The organism is Paenibacillus sp. sgz302148 (genome assembly GCF_056120465.1).
Map to the genome: position 1 here is coordinate 199,331 of NZ_JBVYOJ010000007.1, position 24,283 is coordinate 223,613.

General features: G+C 53.3%; 26 protein-coding genes and 1 pseudogene. 20 read left to right on the forward strand and 7 right to left on the reverse strand.

The genetic code is table 11. The annotated features are described in order from the left end of the window. Positions 1-207: 207 nt before the first annotated feature. From spo0A to AC0LWM_RS12505, 6 genes are all read left to right on the forward strand, one after another. On the forward strand, positions 208-1,155 hold the full coding sequence (spo0A, locus tag AC0LWM_RS12480; protein WP_474675269.1) for a sporulation transcription factor Spo0A: 948 nt from the start codon (positions 208-210) through the stop codon (positions 1,153-1,155). A gap of 185 nt (positions 1,156-1,340) precedes the next feature. Then, on the forward strand, positions 1,341-1,796 hold the full coding sequence (locus tag AC0LWM_RS12485) for a macro domain-containing protein (RefSeq protein ID WP_474675270.1): 456 nt from the start codon (positions 1,341-1,343) through the stop codon (positions 1,794-1,796). 14 nt (positions 1,797-1,810) lie between these two features. Continuing rightward, the gene (locus AC0LWM_RS12490; RefSeq protein ID WP_474675271.1) at positions 1,811-1,963 is read left to right on the forward strand and encodes a hypothetical protein; all 153 of its coding nucleotides are present in this window, start codon (positions 1,811-1,813) and stop codon (positions 1,961-1,963) included. Between the two features lie 685 nt (positions 1,964-2,648). Next, a complete protein-coding gene (steA, locus tag AC0LWM_RS12495; RefSeq protein ID WP_474675272.1) occupies positions 2,649-3,677 on the forward strand; it encodes a putative cytokinetic ring protein SteA in 1,029 nt (342 codons plus the stop codon). Then, positions 3,677-4,375: a glycosyltransferase family 2 protein gene (locus AC0LWM_RS12500; RefSeq protein WP_474675273.1), complete on the forward strand. Its 699-nt coding sequence runs from the start codon at positions 3,677-3,679 to the stop codon at positions 4,373-4,375. The genes steA and AC0LWM_RS12500 overlap by 1 nt, the downstream gene beginning before the upstream one ends. Next, positions 4,372-5,220 carry a hypothetical protein gene (locus AC0LWM_RS12505; RefSeq protein ID WP_474675274.1) on the forward strand — a complete coding sequence of 283 codons (849 nt, stop codon included), beginning with the start codon at positions 4,372-4,374 and terminating at the stop codon, positions 5,218-5,220. Before AC0LWM_RS12500 ends, AC0LWM_RS12505 begins: the two co-directional genes overlap by 4 nt. An 18-nt stretch (positions 5,221-5,238) precedes the next feature. Here the strand turns inward: AC0LWM_RS12505 and AC0LWM_RS12510 are convergent, their stop codons facing one another. Then, on the reverse strand, positions 5,239-5,517 hold the full coding sequence (locus tag AC0LWM_RS12510) for a DUF2627 domain-containing protein (protein WP_474675275.1): 279 nt from the start codon (positions 5,515-5,517) through the stop codon (positions 5,239-5,241). A 241-nt stretch (positions 5,518-5,758) separates the two neighbouring features. Between AC0LWM_RS12510 and lpdA the strand changes: the two genes are divergently transcribed. The 5 genes from lpdA to lipB are packed head-to-tail and all read left to right on the forward strand — an operon-like array spanning position 5,759 to position 11,423. Beyond that, positions 5,759-7,183: a dihydrolipoyl dehydrogenase gene (lpdA, locus tag AC0LWM_RS12515; protein ID WP_474675276.1), complete on the forward strand. Its 1,425-nt coding sequence runs from the start codon at positions 5,759-5,761 to the stop codon at positions 7,181-7,183. Between the two features lie 53 nt (positions 7,184-7,236). Beyond that, positions 7,237-8,259, forward strand: coding sequence for a thiamine pyrophosphate-dependent dehydrogenase E1 component subunit alpha (locus AC0LWM_RS12520; protein ID WP_474675277.1), 1,023 nt, complete (start codon positions 7,237-7,239; stop codon positions 8,257-8,259). 3 nt (positions 8,260-8,262) lie between these two features. Next, on the forward strand, positions 8,263-9,246 hold the full coding sequence (locus tag AC0LWM_RS12525; protein ID WP_474675278.1) for an alpha-ketoacid dehydrogenase subunit beta: 984 nt from the start codon (positions 8,263-8,265) through the stop codon (positions 9,244-9,246). A gap of 56 nt (positions 9,247-9,302) precedes the next feature. Continuing rightward, the gene (locus tag AC0LWM_RS12530) at positions 9,303-10,718 is read left to right on the forward strand and encodes a dihydrolipoamide acetyltransferase family protein (protein WP_474675279.1); all 1,416 of its coding nucleotides are present in this window, start codon (positions 9,303-9,305) and stop codon (positions 10,716-10,718) included. A gap of 18 nt (positions 10,719-10,736) precedes the next feature. Beyond that, on the forward strand, positions 10,737-11,423 hold the full coding sequence (lipB, locus tag AC0LWM_RS12535) for a lipoyl(octanoyl) transferase LipB (RefSeq protein ID WP_474675280.1): 687 nt from the start codon (positions 10,737-10,739) through the stop codon (positions 11,421-11,423). Here the strand turns inward: lipB and prli42 are convergent. After that, the gene (prli42, locus tag AC0LWM_RS12540) at positions 11,395-11,496 is read right to left on the reverse strand and encodes a stressosome-associated protein Prli42 (RefSeq protein ID WP_474675281.1); all 102 of its coding nucleotides are present in this window, start codon (positions 11,494-11,496) and stop codon (positions 11,395-11,397) included. The two genes, lipB and prli42, sit on opposite strands and share 29 nt — an antisense overlap. An 88-nt stretch (positions 11,497-11,584) precedes the next feature. Here prli42 and AC0LWM_RS12545 point away from each other — a divergent pair, with 88 nt between their 5' ends. Continuing rightward, entirely contained in the window at positions 11,585-12,721 is a 1,137-nt protein-coding gene (locus tag AC0LWM_RS12545) for a M20/M25/M40 family metallo-hydrolase (protein WP_474675282.1), read from the forward strand. Between the two features lie 95 nt (positions 12,722-12,816). Here the strand turns inward: AC0LWM_RS12545 and AC0LWM_RS12550 are convergent, their stop codons facing one another. The 3 genes from AC0LWM_RS12550 to AC0LWM_RS12560 all read right to left on the reverse strand — a co-directional run bounded on the left by AC0LWM_RS12550 (position 12,817) and on the right by AC0LWM_RS12560 (position 15,057). Further along, entirely contained in the window at positions 12,817-12,996 is a 180-nt protein-coding gene (locus tag AC0LWM_RS12550) for a hypothetical protein (RefSeq protein ID WP_474675283.1), read from the reverse strand. A 42-nt stretch (positions 12,997-13,038) separates the two neighbouring features. Continuing rightward, positions 13,039-14,259: an MFS transporter gene (locus tag AC0LWM_RS12555; RefSeq protein WP_474675284.1), complete on the reverse strand. Its 1,221-nt coding sequence runs from the start codon at positions 14,257-14,259 to the stop codon at positions 13,039-13,041. A 204-nt stretch (positions 14,260-14,463) separates the two neighbouring features. Then, positions 14,464-15,057, reverse strand: a complete 594-nt coding sequence (locus AC0LWM_RS12560) for a TetR/AcrR family transcriptional regulator (RefSeq protein WP_474675285.1) — start codon at positions 15,055-15,057, stop codon at positions 14,464-14,466. A gap of 209 nt (positions 15,058-15,266) precedes the next feature. On the opposite strand from AC0LWM_RS12560, the gene AC0LWM_RS12565 reads away from it, so the two are divergent. Continuing rightward, complete coding sequence (locus AC0LWM_RS12565; protein ID WP_474675286.1) at positions 15,267-16,619, forward strand: DUF3866 family protein; 1,353 nt, start codon at positions 15,267-15,269, stop codon at positions 16,617-16,619. Positions 16,620-16,644: 25 nt separating this feature from the next. Here AC0LWM_RS12565 and mciZ read toward each other — a convergent pair. Then, a pseudogene (gene mciZ / locus AC0LWM_RS12570) lies at positions 16,645-16,722 on the reverse strand (Z-ring formation inhibitor MciZ); the annotation flags it as partial. Between the two features lie 152 nt (positions 16,723-16,874). Between mciZ and AC0LWM_RS12575 the strand changes: the two are divergent. The 4 genes from AC0LWM_RS12575 to fur all read left to right on the forward strand — a co-directional run bounded on the left by AC0LWM_RS12575 (position 16,875) and on the right by fur (position 19,908). After that, positions 16,875-17,435, forward strand: coding sequence for an NUDIX hydrolase (locus tag AC0LWM_RS12575; protein ID WP_474675287.1), 561 nt, complete (start codon positions 16,875-16,877; stop codon positions 17,433-17,435). A gap of 1 nt (position 17,436) precedes the next feature. Beyond that, positions 17,437-18,615, forward strand: a complete 1,179-nt coding sequence (locus AC0LWM_RS12580) for an endonuclease Q family protein (protein ID WP_474675288.1) — start codon at positions 17,437-17,439, stop codon at positions 18,613-18,615. Positions 18,616-18,681: 66 nt separating this feature from the next. Beyond that, the gene (gene spoIIM, locus AC0LWM_RS12585) at positions 18,682-19,353 is read left to right on the forward strand and encodes a stage II sporulation protein M (RefSeq protein WP_474675289.1); all 672 of its coding nucleotides are present in this window, start codon (positions 18,682-18,684) and stop codon (positions 19,351-19,353) included. A gap of 93 nt (positions 19,354-19,446) precedes the next feature. Further along, entirely contained in the window at positions 19,447-19,908 is a 462-nt protein-coding gene (gene fur, locus AC0LWM_RS12590; RefSeq protein WP_474675290.1) for a ferric iron uptake transcriptional regulator, read from the forward strand. A 93-nt stretch (positions 19,909-20,001) separates the two neighbouring features. On the opposite strand, the gene AC0LWM_RS12595 is transcribed toward fur, so the two are convergent. Beyond that, on the reverse strand, positions 20,002-21,630 hold the full coding sequence (locus AC0LWM_RS12595; protein ID WP_474675291.1) for a S8 family peptidase: 1,629 nt from the start codon (positions 21,628-21,630) through the stop codon (positions 20,002-20,004). A gap of 179 nt (positions 21,631-21,809) precedes the next feature. Here AC0LWM_RS12595 and ald point away from each other — a divergent pair, with 179 nt between their 5' ends. The 3 genes from ald to xerD all read left to right on the forward strand — a co-directional run bounded on the left by ald (position 21,810) and on the right by xerD (position 24,272). Further along, entirely contained in the window at positions 21,810-22,934 is a 1,125-nt protein-coding gene (gene ald, locus AC0LWM_RS12600) for an alanine dehydrogenase (protein ID WP_474675292.1), read from the forward strand. Between the two features lie 89 nt (positions 22,935-23,023). Next, the gene (locus tag AC0LWM_RS12605) at positions 23,024-23,260 is read left to right on the forward strand and encodes a DUF4227 family protein (RefSeq protein ID WP_474675293.1); all 237 of its coding nucleotides are present in this window, start codon (positions 23,024-23,026) and stop codon (positions 23,258-23,260) included. A 106-nt stretch (positions 23,261-23,366) separates the two neighbouring features. Then, positions 23,367-24,272 (forward strand): site-specific tyrosine recombinase XerD, encoded by a 906-nt coding sequence (xerD, locus tag AC0LWM_RS12610; protein WP_474675294.1) that lies wholly within the window; start codon positions 23,367-23,369, stop codon positions 24,270-24,272. Positions 24,273-24,283 lie beyond the last annotated feature (11 nt).

Here is a 24,283-nt window from a genome sequence, read left to right on the forward strand (position 1 = left end):
GATTTTTTGTCTTTTGTCGAAACATTTCGTTTTATGGGGAAACCTGTTGAGGTATGTAGCAAATTATTTATTATAAAATACTTTTACAAAAAAAGAAAGAAAAAGTTTTTTCGACAGAAGGATTTTATGGGGCCGTGTCGAAAACGTAATATAGGATAACAGACAACAACTTACACAATAAACAATCATTTGAGGAGGCTTTGGACATTGCAAAAGATTGAAGTATTGTTAGCAGACGACAACCGGGAATTTACGAACTTACTCGCAGAGTACATTTCAGAGCAACATGATATGGTTGTTACAGGGGTGGCTTATAACGGTGAAGAAGTACTTCGCCATTTATCGGAGACAAGGTCGGTTCCCGACGTTTTGATTCTCGATATTATCATGCCTCATCTCGACGGTCTGGGCGTTCTCGAACGGTTGCGTGGTATGAATCTGTCGCCTCAGCCGAAAATTATAATGCTTACCGCATTTGGCCAGGAGAACATTACGCAAAAAGCGGTGCAGCTTGGGGCATCCTATTACATATTGAAGCCTTTCGATATGGAAATGCTAACGAACAGGATTCGCCAGCTCGTGTCCAACGGCCCGATTGCCTCAACGGCCGGAACTTCGTCCGCAGTCGCCGCGGCGCGCTCCAACGTCATTCCTTTGTCCAAAGGCAAAAACCTGGACGCCAACATTACGAGCATCATTCACGAAATCGGCGTTCCTGCTCATATTAAAGGGTACCAATACCTTCGCGAAGCGATTACGATGGTATACAACAACATCGACTTGCTCGGCGCCATCACCAAAACGTTGTATCCGACGATTGCCGAGAAATTCAAAACAACGCCTAGCCGCGTCGAACGCGCGATTCGCCATGCGATTGAAGTCGCTTGGACGCGCGGCAACATCGACAGCATCAGCCACCTGTTCGGTTACACGATCAACATCAGCAAGTCGAAGCCGACCAATAGCGAATNAACGCCTAGCCGCGTCGAACGCGCGATTCGCCATGCGATTGAAGTCGCTTGGACGCGCGGCAACATCGACAGCATCAGCCACCTGTTCGGTTACACGATCAACATCAGCAAGTCGAAGCCGACCAATAGCGAATTCATCGCGATGGTGGCGGATAAGCTGCGGATCGAGCATAAGGTGAGCTGAAAGGATTTTTAGCAAGCCTATAGTTTAACACGAAACACTCTCTTATCGGATGTTGTATATCCGATGACAGAGTGTTTTTTATTGGAAAAATAAAGGGGTTTCGAATGTCCCTGTTGAAATAAAATAGATTGAAGCGAAGGTTGTGAACATCAGAAATTTCGAAATTCGAATTGGAGGCATATTTGTTGGCGGTAAAAATAATAGAAGGCGATCTATTGAATGCCGCGGAGGTCATTCTTGGGCACCAGGTAAATTGCCAGGGGGTTATGGGATCCGGAATTGCGAGAGCCATTAGAGCAGCATACCCGCATGTGTATGAATCATATAAAGAAAAATGCGAGCTGCAATCGGACAAAAGACAACTACTAGGCGAATGCCAACTCATCGGGACTGCCGGCGGCAAAGTGATTGCTAATTTATTCGGGCAATACCGGTATGGCAGAAGCAATCAAATATATACGAACTACGATGCGTTGCGTCGTTCTCTTCTTCAGTTGAAACAACAGGCTATGTTGAGGGAGGCTTCTGTTGCGCTGCCATTCAACATAGGCTGCGGGTTAGCGAATGGCGATTGGGCGATAGTCAGCCGAATGATCGAAGAAATTTTCGCCGATTATGATGTAACACTTTATAAAATATGAAAAGGAGGAGTTGAATGCCTTTTTTCGTCAAATATATCGATTCGGAAGGCGAATCGCGGGAAGCCCGTTTTGTTGTTAGATCGTCGGCCGAAGAAGAAGCGGAACAAATTTCGAACCGGGAGCAAATCGCCGTCGCCGTCCTGAATGCCAAGGGGAAAATTTCGTGATTTCAGCCGAGAATGGCTCAGCAATCTATCAATCTATCGCCAGCCTTATTAGCAAACCGCCGTCAACGGCGGTTTTTTGCGGTATTTCTCTATGAAAATGACGATGAAACCCACACCGCGCTACCAAGTCATTCATAGATTGTATTAATCAACAATGAAAGGAGGGAATCTCAATGTCCTCTACTCGATCGAGCCGCTATGATAAATATGTGGGCCGAAATGTCCGCGTGACGACCAGACATGGCATATACGAAGGCAAGGTGGTCCGTTTGGACAACAATACGATGTATCTCCAACCATTCGGCCACAACCATCGCGATGACAACAAAGCGCACACCTCGTGGTTCTTTTTCCCGATTATACCGCTTGTCTTATTTGATTTGTTAGCCATCGTGCTGTTGGGAAGCAACCGTTGCCACAGATCGCATCGCCGTTTTTGTTAAGGATGAGGCTTTTTTGAATCGCTATTTATTGGTTCGACAAAACCGATCGAGTAGCGGTTTTTTTCCGGCAGTTTATGCGGCATACAAGTGAATAAGAAAGCAGCTACATATGGTTAAGGTGAAGAAAACATCGATATCATGTCGGTGAATTGTTGGATGCTTTATTGCGTAACCGGGAATAATTCATTGCCTGGAAAATCATACTAACCGTATAGGGCAAATCTCGACTGAGGAGGCATCCCATGCGGTTAACGTTACCCGATCCTTCTTCGGATATCATAGAAGGCGTCATCCATATCAACCGAAGCACAAAAAAGCTGCTGCACAGCATCGAACCGGATAGTATCGCCGTCATCGATCATATCGATATGGATGAAGCGGCAGCCTCGGGGTTGATCGGCGCCAAGGTCAGGGCGGTGATCAATGCCGGCGCGATGATGAGCGGTATTTTTTTGCCGCCGGGTCCATTGCTTCTGTTGCAAAGGAATATTCCTCTCTATGAATTGGATCGAAGCTATTTTGAGCGAATACGCGGCGGATCTGTCGGACGAATTACGTTGAATCGGCTTTGTATATATCATCATCGCAAGATCATCGAAATTCCGATTATGCCGTTCACGAAGCTCGACTGGGCGGAGAAAAAAGAGCAAGCGGCGAACAACGCACTTGCAGAACTGGATCGTTTTGTCGATAATACGATTTCTTACATTCGCCGGGACAAAGGAACCGTGCTTCGTCCGCTGTCCGCGATGCCGGAATTGCAAACCGATATGGCAGGGAGAGGTGCTGTCGTCGTAGCCCGGGGAAGCGGATACCGCGACGATTTGTTCGCCATTACGCCGTACATCGCCAGAACCAAACCGGTGCTGATTGGCGTTGACGGCGGTGCGGATGCATTGCTTGAGCTTGGGATGACGCCTGATATCGTCGTAGGGGATATGGACAGCGTCTCGGATGCGGCCCTTTCCGTCTGCCGGGATATCGTCGTACAAGCCTATGAAGACGGCAGGGCGCCCGGTGCGATTCGGCTGCGCCGATTGGGACTGCCTGCGCATATCGCCGCGATCCCCGGCACGAGCGAGGACATGGCTTTATTGCTTGCCCATGAAGGGCAGGCAGAATTAATCGTAACGGTTGGCTCCCATACGCATATGGCTGACTTTTACGAGAAAGGCCGCAAAGGAATGGCAAGCACCTGGCTAGCCCGGCTGAAGCTGGGCGCGAAGTTAGTTGATGTCAAGGGACTGAGCAAGTTGATGGGGCCATTATGATGAACCGAACGGAAAAAGTCACGATCATTATTCCGGCATGGAACGAATCGGAAAGACTCTGGGCAACGCTGCGGCAGCTGCGGTTGACTCAAGTTGAGGGCGCGAACCGTGTATGGGACGAATTGATCGTCGTGGACGACGGCAGTTCGGATGACACGTGCGAACAGGCAATGCAATGGGCGGACCGCGTCATCGTTCACACGCGCAATAAAGGGAAGGGCGCAGCGCTAACCGAGGGCTGGAAAGCAGCACAGCACGGCATCGTCGTTTTTCTGGATGCGGATCTAGGCGAGTCTGCCCGTTATGTGGGGCAGCTGCTCACGCCTCTACAGGAAGGTGAGGCGGATATGGTCATCGCAAAGCTGCCGCGGCCTCAAAATAAGGGGGGCTGGGGGATCGTACGCAGGATTGCGCGGTTCGGCATTCATCGATTGTCGGGGTATACGACGGATTCGCCGTTATCCGGTCAACGGGCGATGCGCCGCGAAGTGCTGGAGGCAGCCGGCAATCTGGCGGATCGTTTCGGGATCGAGGTCGGATTAACGATTGATGCGGTACGCGGCGGATTTCGCGTGATGGAGCTGGACATGCCTTTCCGCCATCGGGAAACGGGACGCGACTGGACGGGAATATTGCATCGGGGCAAACAATTCTTACAAATCAGCCGGACGCTGCTTGCGAAATGGAGGTCTACATGACGGAATGGTTCAGATTCGGTCTTTTTGTCGTGTCGGCGGGTCTTATGCTGCCGATTGTACGAATCATACACCGGCGGCTGAAGCTCGTCGCGGCTAATTATCGCGGGGACTTTATTGTTTGCGGGATGGGGACGTATTTATGGCTGCTGCTGTTCCTTTACCCTTTCATGGTATCCTCAGATTATATGACCCGAGATGAACTTCATGCAGGGGTTACATTGATGTTGATTTTGATGTCATGCACCTTGATCGTGATCGTAGGCGGACTGGACGATCTTCTGGGGGACAAGAACATAAAAGGACTGCGCGGTCATTGGGACGCGCTGTGGCATCGGAGAATGATCACGACAGGCATCTTGAAGGCCGGAACGACCTTTGCGATGGCGATGCTCATCGTCTTGGAAACGGCGAACGGATGGGCGGAAGGGATGCTGCAGGCAGCGTTGATTGCGCTGATGACGAATACGATCAATTTGCTTGACGTTCGTCCGGGGCGTGCTCTAAAAGGGTATTTTGCGTTTGCGGCCATATTGTTGACTTGCGGTTATGGATTCGCGGCAAGCTGTTTGCCGCTGCTCGTTCCGATGCTGGTCGGATCGGCGATACTATTCGTTCCGGACGTCAGGGGCAAGCTCATGCTCGGCGATAGCGGGGCGAATCTGTTGGGATTCGCACTAGGCTGCTGCTTTGTGCTTGGGTCTCCTGCGTGGCTGCAGCTGCTTATGCTCTTGGTGCTGGCGCTTCTGCACGTTGCAGCCGAACGCGGATCGTTGTCGGAGTCGATCACCCGAAGCCGGGTATTGAGCTGGCTGGATCGGTTGGGCCGGTTGAAACGGCAGGGATAACGTCCTGCGTGTTTCGCCTTATGTTCTTTTTCTTTTTTTGCGGAAGCGGGGCGATAAATAGTTGCGTTTGCGATCCCGGAAAAAAATCCATCCGCCGATAAACGCAACGCCGGCCAAGAACAGAACGATACCAAGCAGCAGCTTGCCCCAGGCTAGCTCGGGCGTAACGTCTTCATTCCCGTGCGCGGAGAAATAATCGAACAGCGAATCCTTCATCGCCAGAAAGCCGTATGCGGCCATCAAGCCCGGAATCACAAGAATCAAGATAGCGATAAATCGCGAAATTACCAACTTCATGACATGTTTCCCTCGCCTTATGTTGTGTTGCTTTTGCTCCAACTATCATATCATACTCTTTTCTACTTTTTCTGTCGAATTGGTGAACGGACCCTATTAAGAGAAGAGCTTCATCTTAAGCAAGTCATTCTTCGCGGCAAGGGCGATCAACTGACATGCTTCGAATGGACTTTTCTTATGGCGCCAAATAAGGTTACAATAGAGAGTATTCTGAAGGAATCCTATTGTCGGAGGTTTATACATGACGATACAATGCGACGTGGCTGTGCTTGGCGGAGGAATCGGCGGATATTCCGCGGCGATTCGGGCGGCACAATTAGGGAAAAAGGTCATTATCATCGAAAAAGACAAAGTAGGCGGTACTTGCCTGCATCGCGGCTGTATTCCGAGCAAAGCGTATCTGCGCAGCGCGGAAGTATACGCGACGATGAAAGACAGCGATACATACGGCATTACGGCGTCGGACGTAACACTCGATTTCGGGAAAGTGCGCGGACGCAAGGAAAAAGTGGTGGAGCAGCTGCACAAGGGGCTTCAATCGTTAATCCGCCAGCATAAAATCGAGATCATTCAGGGGAAAGGCCGCGTAACCGGGCCTTCCATCTTCTCGCCGCGCAGCGGGGCCGTTGCGGTTGAATTGCCGGACGGCGAGGTGGAGACGATCGTCCCGGCCAACCTCATTATCGCTACGGGCTCTCGTCCGCGCATGCTGCCGGGGCTGAAAGCCGACGGCGAATATGTGCTGACGAGCGACGAGGCGTTGACGATGGATGCCTTGCCGGCATCGATTCTGATTGTCGGCGGCGGCGTCATCGGCGTCGAGTGGGCGTCGATGCTCGCCGATTTCGGCGTCAAAGTGACGCTCATCGAAGCGGACAAGCAGCTGCTGCCCGCCGAGGATGAGGACATCGCCCGCGAGCTGGAGCGGCTGCTCAAGAAGCGCGGCGTCCGCACATTGACGGGAGCCAAGCTGCTTGTGGACACGTTCCGCACAGACAACGGGGCAGTGTTTGTCGAAGCCCTTCGCGGCGAAGACCGGTTGGAGTTAAGCGCCGAGAAGCTGCTCGTATCCATAGGCCGACAAGCCAACGTCGAGACGATCGGCTTGGAAAATACGGACGTTCGGCTGGAGCGGGGCGTTATCCGGGTCAACGAGTTTATGCAAACGACGGAATCGCATATTTATGCGATCGGCGACGTCAACGGCGGCTTGCAGCTTGCCCATGCAGCAGGGCGTGAAGGCATTCAAGCCGCGGAGCATATTTGCGGGCTCAAGCCGAAGCCGATCCAGCCGCATCTGATTGCGCGTTGCATTTATTCGCGTCCGGAAGTGGCGAGCGTCGGCATCACGGAGAAACAAGCCAAAGCCGAAGGCCGCCAGGTCAAATCGGCGAAGGTACACTTCAAAGCGATCGGCAAAGCGCTTGTCTACGGGGAAAGCGACGGATTCGCCAAAGTGGTTGCCGACAAGGAGACAAACGATATTCTAGGCGTGCACATCATCGGGCCGCATGCAACCGAGAACATAACGGAAGCGGCGCTTGCGCAAATATTGGATGCCACCCCTTGGGAAGTCGGCCTGATGGTCCATCCGCACCCTACGCTATCCGAGGCGCTGGGCGACGCGATGTTGGCAGTGGACGGTAAGGCGCTTCACAGTATATAATAGAGTCAGGTCTTAGTACCAGGTTATAAATATCGGATGGGGAGGTTTTCCCAATGACGAACGAAACATCGATCGGACAAACAACGAAGCATCGTCAGCTTGGTCTTACCGATGAGCAAGCCATTGAAATGTATAAGTATATGATTAAAGCCCGCAAATTCGACGAGCGCGCGCTGCTGCTGCAGCGGGCCGGCAAGGTCAACTTCCAGATTTCCGGCGTAGGGCAGGAAGCCGCTCAAGTCGGAGCCGCATTCGCGCTCGATTTGACCCAAGATTATATTTTGCCGTATTACCGGGACTACACGCTGGTCTTAGCCGCGGGCATGACGTTCAAGGAACTGTTCCTGAACTCCTTCGGCAAAGCGGAAGACCCGAACAGCGGCGGCCGGCAAATGCCGGCGCATTTCGGCCACAAGAAGCTTCGCATGGTGACCGGCTCAAGTCCCGTAACGACGCAAGTGCCGCATGCCGTTGGCATCGCTCTTGCCGCGAAGATGAAGAAGAAGGATTTCGTCACCTTCGTGACGTTCGGCGACGGATCGAGCAACCAGGGCGATTTTCACGAGGGCTGCAACTTTGCCGGCGTTCATAAGCTACCGGTTATTTTCATGTGCGAGAACAATCAATATGCGATTTCGGTTCCTTTGCATAAGCAAACGGCCGGCAAAATCGCCGACCGCGCTTTAGGCTACGGATTTCCGGGGATTCGCGTGGACGGCAACGATCCGCTCGAAGTATACCGCGTCGTGAAGGAAGCACGCGAACGCGCGGTACGCGGCGAAGGCCCGACGCTTGTCGAGGCGTTTATGTACCGCGTATCGCCGCATTCGACGTCGGATAACGATATGCTGTACCGTACGAAGGAAGAGGTCGATAAGTACCGTCAGAACGATTGCGCCACCATGTACAGAAAATATTTGACGGAATGCGGCTTATGGAACGACGAGGAAGATCGGAAGTTTCTCGAGCAGCTTAAGCGAGAGATCAATGAAGCGAGTGACGAAGCGGACATGGCGCCGTTCCCGGAGCCTGAAAGCACGCTGCTGCATGTCTACGCGGATTCGGAGGGGAAATAAGCGATGCCCGTGATGCAATATATCGATGCGATTCGTCTTGCGATGCGCGAGGAAATGGAGCGCGACGAAGATGTATTCGTGCTAGGCGAGGACGTTGGCCGCAAAGGCGGCGTCTTCACGACGACCAAAGGGTTATACGAGCAGTTCGGCGAGGAGCGCGTATTGGATACGCCGCTTGCCGAATCGGCGATTGCCGGCGTGGCGATCGGCGCGGCGATGTACGGCATGAAGCCGATTGCCGAGATGCAATATTCGGATTTTATGCTGCCGGCAACGAATCAAATCATTAGCGAAGCGGCGAAGATCCGTTATCGCTCCAATAACGACTGGAGCTGCCCCATCGTCATTCGCGCGCCGATCGGCGGCGGCGTGTTCGGCGGCTTGTACCATTCCCAGTGCACGGAATCGATCTTTTTCGGAACGCCGGGCCTCAAGATCGTAGCTCCGTATTCCGCATACGATGCCAAAGGCTTGTTGAAAGCGGCCGTGCGCGATCCGGATCCGGTCTTATTTTTCGAACATAAAAAATGCTACCAGGCCATTGAAGAAGATGTGCCAGAGGACGATTATATCGTGCCGATCGGCAAAGCAAACGTCGTTCGCGAAGGAACGGATATTACGGTCATTTCGTACAGCATGCCGGTCCACTTTGCCAAACAAGCGGCTGCCGAACTGGAGAAGGAAGGCATCAGCGCGCACATACTCGACCTGCGTACCATCCAGCCGCTCGACAAGCCGGCGATTCTTGAAGCGGCAGCGAAAACAGGCAAAGTGCTCATTATTCACGAGGATAATAAAACCGGCGGCGTAGGCGCGGAAGTTTCGGCGATTATTGCCGAAGAAATGCTGTTCCAGCTGGATGCTCCAATCATGAGGCTGTGCGGACCGGATGTGCCAGCGATGCCGTACAGCCCTCCACTCGAGAAATATTACTTGCTCAACAAGGATAAAGTCAAAGATGCGATGAAAAAACTCGCATTGTTCTAGATCATTACAGGATGAACGGTTGAAGAGATACTTCAAGCGATTAGGAGATGGAACCTATGCAAGGGACGAACAATCATGTCGAAATCGTCATGCCGCAGCTGGCGGAATCGCTCGTTTCGGCGACGATCGGCAAATGGCTGAAGCAGCCCGGCGATTATATCGAACGGTACGAGGCGATCTGCGAAGTCATTACGGATAAAGTGAATGCAGAACTGCCGTCAACCGTCGAAGGCGTGCTCAAGCAAATATTAGTCGAGGCAGGCGATACCGTTCCGGTCGGCATGGCGATTTGCATCGTGGAGCTGCAAGGCCAATCCGCGGCCGTCCAGCAGCCTTCGGGCGGCCAGTCGGAGAACGTCACGGCTGCTGCTGCAGTCTCGGCTACAGCTGTGTCCGAGCAGCCTGCTGAAGGTCTCGACGCGGGCCGAGTCGTACGAAGCCGATACTCGCCAGCCGTGCACAGCTTGGCGGAGGAGCATGGCATCGATCTTCGTCAAGTGACCGGAACCGGCCTGGAAGGACGAGTTACCCGCAAAGATGTGCTGCAATTTATCGAATCCGGGGCGCACAAGCAGCCGGCAGCCGCAGCGGCCGTCAATCCGGTGCCATCGACGGTTGCAGCCGCCAACGCCGCCGTAGGAGCGACGGCTCAAGCGGCAGGACAGCCCGCTCCGCCGGTTGTGTCGAACGTCCCGGTTCGTTCGACCGGCATTCATTTGTCGGAGAGCCCTCGTACGCCGCTGATCGAGGTGGAAGGGCAAACGGACAGTGGACGCGGTGAATATTTTATTGACGTAACGCCGATTCGAAGCACAATCGCCAGCAAGACAAGGCAAAGCGTGACGGAAATTCCGCATGCGTGGACGATGATCGAGGTCGACGTTACGAACCTGATGCTGCTGCGCAACAAGCTGAAAGACGAGTTCAAGCGCAACGAAGGCATCAACTTGACGTATCTTGCCTTCTTGATTAAGGCGGTCGTGAATGCTATCAAGGACTACCCGATCATGAATTCTGTTTGGGCGGTCGACAAAATTATCGTCAAACGCGATATCAACATATCACTGCTCGTCGGGACGGAAGTTTCCGTGCTTTCGCCCGTTATCAAAAAGGCCGATCAGAAAAATATCGCCGGACTCGCGCGCGAGGTGGACGATCTGGCTCGCCGCACGCGAGAAGGCAAGCTATCGCCAAGCGATATGACAGGCGGTACGTTTACGGTTAACAATACGGGTTCGTTTGGTTCGATCTTATCGTATCCGATTATCAACTACCCGCAAGCGGCCATCTTAACGTTCGAGCAGATCGTGAAACGTCCGGTCGTTATCAACGATATGATTGCCGTCCGTTCGATGGCGAATTTGTGCCTATCGCTCGACCACCGCATTCTGGACGGCGTCATTTGCGGACGGTTCCTGCAGCGGGTCAAAGAAAATGTCGAGAGCTATACGCTCGATACGAAGCTGTATTAGAGAAAACGGAGCATATATATGAAACGAATCGAAGCGATTTATTATCCGATGGTCGGTTACGAGTCGGCTTGGGATTTGCAAAAAGCTTGGGTGAAGGACATTGACAAGGGGGAGAGGGCGGAGACGCTTCTCCTTCTTCAGCATCCGCCGACCTATACGATCGGGTCGCAGCGTCACCCCGAGCATTTGCTGTTTAACGAAGAGGAGCTTCGGGAGAAAGGCATTTCGGTGTTCGAAATCGACCGCGGCGGAGACATTACGTATCACGGACCCGGCCAGCTCGTCGGTTATCCGCTCATTTACCTGGATGCGGAAGGCTTGGATTTGCACGGGTATTTACGCAATCTGGAGCAAGTCATCATCAATTATTTGGCAACCTACGGAATTGAAGGCGGACGAAAGCCTGAGTATACGGGCGTATGGGTCGGCGATCGCAAAATCGCGGCCATCGGCGTGAAGTTCAACAAATGCCGCAAGCGGCGGGGTTTTATAACGAGCCATGGGTTCGCCTTTAATATCAAGTCGGGGATCGAAGGATTCTCGGGCATTATTCCTTGCGGCATTCAGGAGTATGGGGTGGCCTCCCTTGAGGATTTTACGGGCCAGACCCATACGGTGGAAGAAGTGGCCGGGCAATTGCTGCCCATGTTCGCCGAGGTGTTCGGCTATGAGCTTCCTACTCTAACAGAGAGCCGATTCCTATGAGCAGCGTAGAGAGCAGCATCGAGAAGATCATGACATAAACGATCACTTTAAAAACCAGTTTGTTTTTTCGCATCGGTACGTACTCCTTTTTCGGACATACTAAAGTGAAAAGCTTGATTCTATTTCTATTGTACCCTATTTGACACGCGGGAGGAAGATCAATGATCCGTCAAGAGAAGCTAGTCGAAGAATTTATGGAGCTTGTGCAGGTTGATAGCGAGACCAAGCACGAACAAGAAATCAGCGGCGTGCTCAAACGGAAGTTCGAGGCGCTGGGCCTCCATGTGTTCGAGGATGATGCGGCGGAAAAAACAGGCCACGGCGCCGGCAATCTCATCGCCACTTTGGAAGCGTCGGCCGGGGTGTCTGCGAATATTCCGACCATCTTCTTCACGTCGCATATGGATACGGTAACGCCCGGCAAAGGAATTAAGCCGCGCATTGAGGACGGCATCATCCGCAGCGACGGCACGACGATTCTCGGCAGCGACGACAAAGCGGGATTGGCCGCCATGTTCGAAGCGATCCGCGCGCTCAGGGAGCATAACCTTCAGCACGGCAAAGTCCAGTTCGTCATTACGGTCGGCGAAGAATCCGGCCTGGTCGGCGCACGCGCCATGGATCCGAAGCATATGGAAGCCAAATTCGGTTATGCGCTCGATTCGAACGGCGATATCGGCGATATTTGCGTAGCGGCTCCGACGCAAGCGCGGATCCAAATGACGATTACCGGCAAATCGGCGCACGCCGGCGTCAATCCGGAGGATGGCATCAGCGCGATTCAAGTGGCCGGCAAGGCGATCTCGCGCATGCCGCTCGGCCGAATCGACAAGGAAACAACGGCCAATATCGGAAAGTTCGAAGGCGGCGGAGCGACGAACATCGTGTGCGACAAGGCTACGCTGTACGCCGAGGCACGCAGTATCGTCCAGGATATGCTGGACCGGCAGATCGAAGCGATGCGTGAGGCGCTGCATGCCGCTGCGAAAGAGTACGGAGCGCAGGCGGAGTTCAACAGTGAAGTCATCTATCCGGCGTTTAATTACGATGATTCCGCGCCGGTTGTTATAACGGCGATGAATGCGATTCGGAGCATCGGCCGTACCCCGCGTACGTTTCCATCCGGCGGAGGCAGCGATGCCAATATTTTCAATGGGATGGGCATTCCTACGGTCAATCTTGCAGTCGGCTACGAGCACATCCATACGACCAAGGAACAAATCGCAGTCGCCGATTTGGTCAAAACGGCGGAGCTCGTCGTAGCGATCATTCAGGAAGTCGCGGGCTCGAGCAAATAAACGAATGGGGGCGGCTTCACGGCAGGTTAACTGCAGGGAAGACGCCCCTTGTTTTCACGATAAAATGAGAGCTGTATCCAGAGGCAGAGTGGAAGCTACTTTGTCATTTCCCGTGCTTCCAGCAAAGCCTCGATCAAGATGTCCAACTCCTCACATCCCAAGCGCAGCGTGACGTATACCGGCGATACGCCTCCGCTGTTCACTTCGATCAGCGTATCCTGCTCATCCACCCGTATGCCGATCTGTTCCCGATCCATGATGCTTTTCCAAGCCAAACCCAAAACCCCTTTCCATGAACCGTCATGATCTATTTTAGTTTACACGGCTTGGTCAATTTTGGGAATCTTTTGCTCCTGGGACTTGATCGCTTGTAATCCTAACCCGCAGCAGGCGGCGGCCAAAATGATCGCGGCGGAGACGAAATAAGCGGTCGTGAGCGTAAATGACTGGACGATGACACCCGAGAGCGACGAACCGATCAGCATGCCGGCGGTCATTAGCGGCGTTATCGCGCCGTTCGTGCGGCCGATATAAGAATCGTCGACAAGACGGATCATTAATGCGCTCAACACAATTTGCATAAACGCCATTGCAATGCCGACAAGCAAGCCCATGGCGGCCGTTAACGCGATCCAGACGGATAATACTTCAACGACGGTCGATACCGCCAAAAAACAGAGTCCGGCGAATAAAACGGGTTTCGCCTTCAGCCGATCGGCAACGGCTGCGGCAGCGACGCCGCCGACCAACATGCCGAACCCGCCTAATGCGCTGAACCATTGCAGGCTTTCCTTTTCCAAGCCGAGCCGCTCCATCAGGACGTATACGCTCAATGGTTGAATGATTCCAGATCCAAGGCCGATCAAGGAAAAGACGACGGCGATGACGAGCAAATTCCGGCTGGCGCGCACATAACGAAACCCTTCCTTCATTTCGGACCATAGGTTCGAAGCCGCGGCTTCCGGCTTCGGGGTCGAAGGGAGCCACAGCTGGATCAGCGCGGACAGGAGAAACATTGCACATAAACATAATAACGAATTGCTGAGTCCAATCCATGTATAAACGGCTGTTCCGATGATAGGCCCGGCGATCACGAATAGCGACATCATCGATTGCTCAATGCCGATGGCTGCGGAAACCTGCTCCTCCGGAATGAATTTTTTGAAAATAATCGCGGAGGAGGGCAAGGAGACCTGGCTGACGATGGCGGACACGAACGTGGCGGCGAATACCGCCTGCCAGTTGCCCATCGATACCAGAACGATGATTACGGCGATGGAGGCTGCGCTCAGCAAGTCGCCCGCCATCAGCGTTTTTTTCGGGTTCCATCGGTCGGCAAGCGTCCCGCCCACGAATGAAAAAAGGAAAATCGGCGCATATTCGATAGCTGTCAGCAGGGATACGGCGACCGGGTCGTTGCCCGTTTGATCCATGACGTAGAACAATAAAGCGATATTGCGAATCCAAATTGCAATTTGTTGCACCAAATCGGCGGCAACGACAACGCGAAACACACGGTTTTTCCATAAACCTTGCATAAAGCCGACCTCCTTGTACACCAAACCGACCGTTCAGTCAGTTAATGATGCCAGAAAAATGTTGTTTTATTGCGTGCCTTCAGAACTATTACGAGTGTGCCTCCCTTGAAAATTGCCATCTATAACTGACCGACGAGTCAGTTATTGGAGCGAAAAAAATGGCTCCCTGGTCATAGCAATAGGGGGTCAAATTTTTTCGTTAAATCAAGTTTGAACAGCGGCACCTCGCAAAAATATATCGATCGCCTTGCGGTATAACGCCCGGATCGATTCGAAATCCATCGTATCTTGCGTGATGCCTAGACCACCCATCAATGCGTAGACGATCAAGGTCAAGTCGTCCGCATTATCGACCAGCAGATCGCCTTTTTCCTGCCCTTCGTCGATGATGGATTTTACGACAGGCAGCGGCGTTAACGTCAGCTTCATCAATTGTTCCATCACTTCCGGATTGGCGGCGCGGCTGCCGATAAATTCTTCGGCGGCTTTAATGAGCGGATTTTGAAAATCGGACGCAAAATGGTCGGCAAGCGCGTACAGCTTTTCCGTTGTCGATGGCGCTTCACGGGACAGCAGCTCCCATTTGTCGATCCAGTTCTGCATATTGATATGAAGCAGGTGCAAGAACAAAGCTTCTTTACTCTTGAAATGGTAATAGATGCTGCCTTTGCTCATTCCGGTGCTGGTGCGGATTTCTTCCATCGAGGTAGCCGCGTAGCCCTTCTGCGAGAACAGCTCCATCGCTTTGTCGGTAATGAGCCGCTTCGTTTGCTCAGCTTCTTCGCGGCGGCGTGCCATACGCGACACTCCTTTGGCATTAGACAGTGTTTTTCTTATAAACTGACCGTCCGGTCTGTTATTATCATATCGATTCTGGAATCGCTTTGCAACGGCCGGAAGGCTGGAATTGTGTATTTTCTGTAAATGATCTTCATACGATTGGATTTACGGGCATATAGGTATGAGCATAGAAGCGGAGAACGTAACGCAAGGAGGTAGGACGCATCATGTTTGAATGGAGCACGGGAGTCGTGTGCGGGCAACTGGCTCTGCGGGGCGAACTGCAATGGCTTGAAGTGAAAATGGATCATGACGGGACGATCGCCAAAGCCGTTCATGATCTGACGATATCTCGAATGCTTCGGATCGGGGATCGGGTGAAGCTGAATGCGACCGCGGTCAACCGGAAGCTGGGAAGCGGCGGATATCACTTTGTATATGCGCTGACGGAGAGGCTTTGTCAAACTGGGGAGAGAGCAAGCGAATGTGACGGAGAGCCTAATTTTGAAAATTCTACTGAACATGCTTCTGAATGTGCTGCTGAACATGCTTCTGAATGTGCTCCTGAACAAACTTTCGAACATGCTTCCGAACATGCTTCCGAACATGCTAACGAGCTTGATAGGGAAAAAGCGCCCATTACAGAGGAACAACGCATAGAGGATTCGCGGCTTTCTTCAGCCGGAACCATCATGAAGCTTCGTTATACGCCGCTGCAGCGTGCGGTGAAAGCCGCTGAAGAGGAAGGCAGTCCGCATCACGATCTGTTCGTACGCCCGAGCACGCTGGAAGGCGTGCCTGTCATGATCGGGGAGCTGCACAGCATGCTGCCCGCATGGATATGCTGGTTGCGGCATAAGCAGCAGTTGAAGGGCGGACGGATTCAACTCCCGCGCATCGCTTATGTCATGAGCGACGGAGCCGCGCTGCCGATCGCCTGGAGCGAGCATGTCCATCGTCTGAAGAAGCTGGGCTGGCTGGCGGGAACGGTTACGTACGGCCATGCCTATGGCGGCGATGTTGAAACCGTGAATAAGTATACGGCGCTGCTTGCCGCTAAGCATATTTTGCATGCGGATGTGATCGTTGCCCTCATGGGACCTGGCATAGCAGGAACCGGAACGGCATTAGGGCATACCGGTGTTGAGGTCGGCGAGCTTGTCAATGCGGTTTCGTCTCTTCAAGGGAAACCGACGGTTATTCCGCGCATCAGCTTTGCCGACGGGCGCGAGCGTCATCGCGGTCTCAGCCATCACGTCTTGACGGCGCTGTCGACGGTAGCGGTCAGACAAGCGGTTTTGACGCTTCCCGCTTCGCTGCCGGAACAGCAGTCCAAAATGATTCGAAAACAGTTGGAAACGGGCTCCCCGTCGATTCACCTTCATAAGATCGAATGGATCGAGGGGATTCGCAGTGCCGAATTGACGGCGAGTCATCGATTGTACGGCGCTCCGATTACGACAATGGGGAGGACGGTCCATGAAGACGCTGCTTTTTTTGCCGGTGTAGCCGCAGCGGCACAACATTATTGGCTGGAGTGGACGAGACGCCGTTTTTCTCCAGAAAATGAGCAAGCGTGACATCGCCATCCGCCGAACGATTTTGCCATTGCCGCAGCATATGGCGGATTTGCCATGCTTTGCCGACGAGACGGACTTGATGATCGGTCATATAGCTTTTCATAAATTTGCCCTCCTTGGGGTAACGAGCGAATTGATATATAATACTGCTATGAGCTGTTTGGACAAGTTATGCATTTAGGAATTGAAATATTCATCTTGTATAGCAATCCTATTCATTCATTCGTATGAACAAAAAAGGGAGAGATCACGATCATGACCGTTCAACACCGCAAATTCGAAGAGATTACGATACAAAGCGAACCGATTTTTAACGGAAAAATCATTTCCTTGCAAGTCGATACCGTCCGGTTGCCGAACGGAAGCACGGCGACTCGCGAGATCGTCAGGCACCCTGGCGCGGTAGCGGTTATGGCGCTGACCGGCGACGACAAGATGATCGTTGTCGAGCAATACCGCAAGCCGCTTGAGAAAAGCCAGGTCGAAATACCGGCGGGCAAGCTGGAGAAAGGGGAAGACCCGATGGAAGCCGCCTTGCGGGAGCTTGAAGAGGAAACGGGGTACCGCTGCGGGTCGATCAAGCATGTGTGCTCCTTCTATACGTCGCCGGGCTTCGCAGATGAAATTTTGCATCTGTACGTTGCGGAGGAACTGACTTCCGGAACGGCGAATCCCGATGAAGACGAGTTCCTGGAGTGCGAAGCCATTACGCTGGACCAAGCCAAGCAATATATCGCCGAGGGCCGCATCAGCGATGCGAAGACGATAACGGCCGTTTATGCATGGCAGGTATACCGGTTAACGGGCCAGATTTGACATGAATGATTATGTCGTCGATTTGCACATCCACATCGGGAGGACAGAGCAAGGACAGCCGGTCAAAATCAGCGCCAGCCGCGATCTGACGTTCTACAACATCGCGAAGGAAGCTTCCGAACGGAAAGGCATCGACATCGTAGGGATCATCGACTGCCAGTCGCCGGCCGTCCAAAAGGAAATCGATCATTATCTCGATCGCGGCGAAATGAAGGAGCTGCAAGGGGGCGGCATCCAGTACGGTCATACAACCGTTCTGCTGGGGAGCGAAATCGAAGTGCGCGATCCCGGGTTGGGACCGGCGCATCTGCTTGCGTACTTGCCAACCTTGGAAAGCATGCGGGAGTTTACGAGCTGGATGAGTCGTCATATGAAAAATGTGACGCTAAGCTCGCAGCGCATTTATGTGCCGGCGAGGGTGCTGCAGCAGGAAGTTCTAGGCCGCGGCGGCGTTCTGATTCCCGCACACATTTTCACGCCGCATAAAAGCGTCTACGGCAGCTGTTCGGATCGGCTATCCGATTTGCTCGATCTTGACGGCATTGCAGCCGTTGAGCTTGGCCTAAGCGCCGACACCGAGATGGCCGGCTATATCTCCGAATTGGACCGCTATACGTTCGTTACCAACTCGGATGCGCATTCGCTAGCCAAAATCGGGCGAGAGTACAACATTATGCGGTTGGCGTCGCCGAGCTTCGAAGAGGTCGTTTCTGCGCTATCCGGCCGAAACGATCGGGCTGTCGTCGCGAATTACGGATTGGATCCGCGCCTTGGCAAGTATCATCGCACCTATTGTACGCAATGCGACTCACTGCTGGATGAAGCCGCCATCACGGTGCAGCGCTGCTCGAACTGCGGCAGTCTCAAGATCGTCCGCGGCGTGCTGGACCGCATCCAGGCGATCGGCGATCGCGCTCAGCCTGTGGTTGCTCCGGATCGTCCGCCGTATCACGTGCAGGTGCCGCTCGAGTTCATCCCCGGCTTCGGCAAAAAAACGCTGCAGCGGCTGATCGACGAGTTCGGCACGGAAATGAATTTGCTGCACCGCGTTTCGCAAGAGCAGCTCTCGGCAGCGGCCGGCGATCAGCTCGCCGAGTATATCGTACAGGCCCGGAAGGGCTTGCTTGCATTGCAGACGGGCGGAGGCGGCACGTACGGCAAAGTGATGCGTAAACACTGACGGACATAGTTTCCTCCTTTTGTTCATACGTTTGATAGTAAGATGGACAAGGGAGGAGGCTCGGCTGTGAACGGCGGCAATGGATCGTTGCGTCAATATATGAAAGAGCATGTATCGCTTTACATTTTCGTATCGGTATTGTTTGTGATGGGAGCCGTTTTCGGGGCACTGATCGTAGGCGCCCTGACGCTGGAGCAGAAAGAGGATTTAAGCCAATATGTCGGCAGCTATTTTCTGGCGATCGATCAGGGCGGGACGGCCGATCCGCAAGCGGCGTTCGGTCAGTTGGCGGCGATGCATCTGAAATGGATTGCATTCATTTGGGTGCTCGGGCTTTCGGTCGTCGGCATGCCGATCATTATGGGCCTCAGCTTCCTGAAGGGGGCGCTCGTCGGCTTTGCGGTCGGTTATTTGGCGGGCCAGCTATCGTGGGACGGCGTCTTGTTCTCGCTCGTTTCGGTCGCTCCCCATAATTTGATTGTGATTCCCGCATTAACGATTTGCTCCGTCGCGGCCTTATCCTTCTCGCTGTTTCTGATCCGCAACAGGTTTTTGCAGCGGAACGGTTCCTTGAAGCAGCCGCTTATTTCCTACTCCCTGATCACGGTTTCCATGGCGATGATTTTGCTGGGAGCGGCATTGTTCGAAGCGTACGTATCTCCGGAGATGATGCGGTGGGTGACGCCTGTGCTTACGAATGCAAGCGAGATCGTGTCCGCGATGCGGGCATCCTTCTAGCGTCTATCATAATTGTTTGACTTTATCGAACAACTCCCCCTATAATGAAAGCAAGTGACGGAACCGGCAAGCTTTCGATGCAGGAGGGAGAGAATGGAAGCACGGATCGATAAAATCAAGCAACAGTTGCAATCGCAAGGATACAAGTTGACCCCGCAGCGTGAAGCGACCGTTCGAGTGTTGCTGGAGAACGAAGAAGATCACCTCAGCGCGGAAGATGTATTCATGCTCGTCAAGGAAAAAGCGCCCGAAATCGGTCTTGCTACCGTTTATCGTACGTTGGAATTGCTAAGCGAACTGCATGTCGTGGAAAAAATGAATTTCGGAGACGGCGTTGCGCGTTACGATTTGCGCACGGACAGCAACAAGCACCATCACCATCATTTGATATGCGTGCAGTGCGGGGCGATGGACGAGATTATGGAGGATTGGCTTGGACCGCTCGAGGAACGTCTTGAGCTCGAATATCAATTTTCGGTATTGGATCACCGGCTGGACTTCCAAGGCATTTGCCACCGGTGCAGAGACAAAGTGAAGCCGGAATCAACCGAATAAATATATCCCAACAACAACAAACTCTCCGGTAACGTTAATCGTTGCCGGAGAGTTTTTGCGTAAAGTCTGATGGAGGCAGCGAAATCGCTGCCTTTATTCATTGGATGCCCGCTGCGACCGTTTGCTCCGGCGCTGCCGGGTGGAGGTTTGGACTTGATCTTCCGCATCGTCTGTCCGCTCCGAGCGCGAGCTTCGGCTTCGGTTCCGGCTCGCGTGGGTACCCGTGGTGAAATCCGGACGATTATCTGTTGTGCCAGGCCATCGTGTCCTGCCTTCCATATATGGCGCAAACAACGGATAAACCGGCGGATTCATGCTTGAACTGTTTTCGCTCCAAAGCCGATCCGCCAGGTGGCTAAGCTTTGTCCATCGATCCGCATAGTTTTCCGTTTGTTGAACGGGGGATTGTATGGGCTCCGATATTCCCTTCTCCGAAACCGTATCGCTTCCGGCAGTTTGCTCGGCCGCCCTAACGACATTGCCCGTGATGGAGGTTGCGGCTTTATAAACGTTGACGATACCGGAGCCTTCATCGTTCGGGGTGAAACCGGGAAGCGGCTGAGCCGTCGATTGGAGCAGCGATTTGACCGCGGCCGGGCGAAGCGAATGCTTTAGCCGGAGCAGCAGGGCGACGCACCCGGTCACGTGCGGTGCGGCCATCGATGTACCGGATAACCTTTTGTAGCCGCCGTTCAGGTAGGTCGACAATATATTGACGCCCGGCGCCGCTATATCGACGTCAGAACCGCGGCTGCTGAATTCGGCGATTCGGTTGTCGATCGTTGAAGCGGCGACGGCGATCGTCTCGTTATATTTGGCGGGAGCATCCAATTGAGGCTGATTCGATCCGCTGTTGCCGGCGGAAGCGATGAGCACGATTCCTTTGTCATGCGCTTTTTTGATCATTTGGTGGAACAACTCGTTGTCGCCTTGAAAGCCAAAGCTCATGTTGACGATTTGCATGTTGTTGCGGATACACCAGTCCAGTCCTTCGATGATGTTCGATACATAGCCTTCTCCATTGCGGTCCAGCACTTTCACCGCATACAGCTTAATGCGCGGACCGACGCCGACGATGCCTTTGGCATTGTCCAGCGCGGCTGCGATACCGGCCACGTGCGTGCCATGCCCGTTCCGATCGGCGGGAGGCAGCTTGCGGTTGATTGCATTATAGCCGCCGGCGATGCGCAGATCCGGATTTTTGGCGATGCCCGTATCTAGAATCGCGACGCGAACGCCGCCTCCTTTGGAGCGGCCCCATACATTCGGCGCTTTGATGCGCAGAAGATTCCATGAGATGGGCTGTCTTTTCGCGAAAATGGCTTTGCGGCGGCCGTGCGGGTACTTTTTTTTGAGCCTCCTTGTTTTGCGGGGGGCGGCATGAATGACCGCGCGCGGCGCAATCGACGGGGAGAGCATCGCGCTAACGAGCGGCACCTGATCTTCATGTGCACCATGCGCTCTCACCTTGTGATCGTGTTCGATTCTTGCGACCATCGGATGATTCGCTAACGGCTCCAAATCGTGCGAGTTTTCGATATGACAGCAGACCGCATGCGCCGATTGAACGGTTCTGACCGGCTTAATGCCTAGCTTGCGCAATTGAGAAACCACGTTGCGGTAACAAGTCCGATTTTTCATGACAATCAATTTCCGTGCCGTCGTACTGGACGGTTTCGGTTTAACGTAGGTTGACAATATTTTGTGAAGCGGTATAGCCATGGATTATCCCTCCGGGGCTTTGTGCATATGACTACCATTATATGTAGGCGTTTCAGAATGGTGATGAACCGGACCTCGGTATCTCAGGCGTCCGGTCATGCTATTTCGGTTAGATGATTCCGAATTGGGACAATTTAATGGAATGAAGCTTATATTATAGCAGGAAAGGCGGGGTTGTTATGGAAAAGCGGCCTTTTGTCGTAGGCGTTCCGAAAGAAATCAAAAACAATGAAAATCGAATCGCGCTCACCCCCGGGGGAGCAGGAATGATGAAAACGGCGGGACATCGCGTGCTTGTTGAAGCAGGAGCAGGGGAAGGGAGCGGATTCAACGACGAGCAGTTCGCCAAGGAAGGCGCCGAGATAATGGCGGAGGCGGATCAAGTTTGGGCGCAATCCGATATGATCATGAAAGTGAAGGAGCCGCTGCCCGAGGAGTTCGGCCGATTCCGGGAAAACCAGCTTCTGTTCACGTATTTGCATTTGGCTGCGGCACCTGAATTGGCCAAAGAGCTTGTCGCCAAAAAAGTAACGGGCATCGCCTATGAAACGATTCAAATGCCGAACGGGTCGCTTCCGCTGCTCACACCGATGAGCGAGGTGGCTGGGCGGATGTCCGTACAGATCGGCGCCCAGTTTCTTGGCGCTTATTACGGAGGTCGCGGCATCCTGCTTGGCGGCGTTCCCGGCGTTCCTCCCGCGGACGTCATCATTATCGGAGGCGGAATCGTCGGTACCAACGCGGCGCGAATGGCTCTCGGGCTTGGGGCGAACGTGGTCGTCATCGACCGGAGCGCGGACCGATTGCGTTATTTGGACGAAGTTTTCGGGGGACGTATCCGCACCTTGATGTCGAACCCTTACAATATTGCCAGCGCCGTCCAAAAGGCGGATCTATTGATCGGCTCCGTGCTCATTCCCGGCGCCCGTGCGCCGAAGCTGGTCAGCGAAGAGATGGTGCAGGAAATGAAAAAAGGCGCGGTCATCGTGGACGTCGCCGTAGACCAGGGCGGCTCCATTGCGACGATAGACCGGGTAACTACCCACACGGAACCGACCTACGAAAAATACGGCGTTATCCATTATGCCGTCGCCAACATGCCGGGAGCCGTACCTCGCACCTCGACGCTCGCCTTGACGAATGTGACCTTGCCTTACGCCATGGAGTTGGCGGGGAAAGGATTTCAGGCAGCGATCGCAAGCAATGCGCCTCTGAAGCTTGGCGTGAACACGCATCAAGGCGCTGTTACGCATCCTGCCGTCGCGGAAGCGGTAGGGTTGCCTTATTCGCCTCTTGGCGGATAGGGGCGGCGATCGAATAATATGAACCGTCGGCTCATACTCATATAACATCAGGTGGTTGTCCCAGGGCGACTGCCTTTGGAGGTGAGCCGATGATTTTTTCTGTGCGCAAATGGATGACCCGGTTGAAATATATCGTGATTTTTATTGCTTTGACGTATATGATGTATCAGATCATCGAGGCGGTTTCATCCTGGATGGAACCGACGCATCGCTACAATCATCCGTCGGGAAATGCGGTCAAGGCGTTCCGGCAAGAGCCTTATGCATTCGGCGAACGGGGGACGCCGCTTGAGCGGCTGATTTATTTTTACTGGTTCGGAGAATGAGGTGAATAATCGCCAATAAATCCCAGCGGTGCAGGAATTCCGGAAAACGCGTTGAATACTATAAGCGGAAATATATCCGAACATTAGAGAGGCAGACAAATTCGACATGTTGAACCTTCTGCGAGCATTCATTCAGTTTCTCTCATCAGAACGCGGCCTGACGCGGAATACGCTGGAATCCTATGAACGCGACGTCGCTCATTATATCAAATATTTGGACATGCAAGGCATCACTTCGATCGAGCAATCAAGCAAAACCCATTTGATGCAGTATATCCATAATTTGCGTCTCTCCGGCAAAGCGGCTGCAACGGTCACGCGCGGGATTGTATCGATCCGTTCCTTCTATCATTACCTGATCCGAGAACAACGCGTCACGCAGGATCCGACCCTTTATCTTGAACTGCCCAAAGCGGAGAAGAAGCTGCCCAAAATCATGCCGATCGATGAAGTCGGCCGGCTGCTTGACGCACCTTCCGGAACGACCCCATTCGGTATCCGGGATAAAGCGATGCTCGAGCTGCTGTATGCTACCGGCATTCGCGTATCGGAGCTTGTATCGCTGGATACGGAAGATATCAATTTGGATATCGGATTTATCCGCTGCAGCGGACAAGGGCTTAAGGAACGCATCATCCCGCTCGGTAAAGTAGCCGTCGAGGCGCTAAGAGTTTACATGGGTTCGATTCGGGCTGTATTGTTGAAAAAGACGGAGCATGACGCCGAACGGGCTTTGTTCATCAATCCGGCAGGTACTCGTTTGACACGGCAGGGCTTCTGGAAAATCATTAAAAAATACGCTCGCGAAGCGGGAATTGAAGAAGATATAACGCCCCACACGCTTCGGCATTCCTTCGCGGCGCATTTGCTGGAGAACGGCGCCGATTTGCGCGCCGTCCAGGAGATGCTCGGCCATGCCGACATTTCCACGACACAAATGTACACGCAGGTTACGAAACTACGCATGAAGGACGTGTACGAATCGGCGCATCCCCGCGCCAAGCTGGAATAAGAACGGAGGAA